We start from the raw sequence: 530 nt of genomic DNA, 5'->3' as shown, positions 1-530 counted from the left end.
GTGATTCTTGATAATCTGAAAGATACTGTCTTAAATCATCTGTTGTAATAGCCCGTACATTCTTATTCAAAGAATTCAACATCTTTTCTATTGTTATCTGGTAATACGATAATGTTCTTTCTGATCGTCCTTCCAGACGTTTAGTAGAAATAAAACGTTTTAATAAGTCTTCTGAATCATCTTTTTTTCTCTCCCCACTATCTACTTCCTCTAATACTTTCTTCAACTGCAATAACTGCATATTGTCAAGCACATCTGCCATTTGAGACATAATTATATTTATCTTTTCTTGATCCATAAAACATACCTCCTTTTTGAGGTATATTTTACCTAACAATTATTTCAGCAAATACCATTTGTCGGAGTAACTAAATATCCAAGTCTGATACATCAAGTTCACCCGACATAAGTTTTGGAAGTAAAGTATCTCTTAATTCAGATAATCGCCGATTTTCTATCACATTAGCACAAATCATATCAATTATAGGTTTAATAACCAAATTAAACTCTTTTATCTCTTCTCCAGGAAC

Annotated in this window: 1 protein-coding gene; it reads right to left on the bottom strand. The window is 31.3% G+C overall.

Features of this window, described 5'->3' with window-relative positions; genetic code table 11:
- A partial coding sequence (locus CCU_RS11910) for a phage integrase N-terminal SAM-like domain-containing protein (protein WP_208896217.1) occupies window positions 1-298 on the bottom strand: 298 nt, incomplete at its 3' end.
- Between the last annotated feature and the right edge of the window lie 232 nt (window positions 299-530).

The organism is Coprococcus sp. ART55/1, from assembly GCF_000210595.1.
In the GTDB taxonomy this organism is placed as follows: domain Bacteria; phylum Bacillota; class Clostridia; order Lachnospirales; family Lachnospiraceae; genus Coprococcus; species Coprococcus aceti.
The sequence above is the reverse complement of the archived record's forward strand: the minus strand, read 5'-3'. Positions and strand labels throughout refer to the sequence as shown.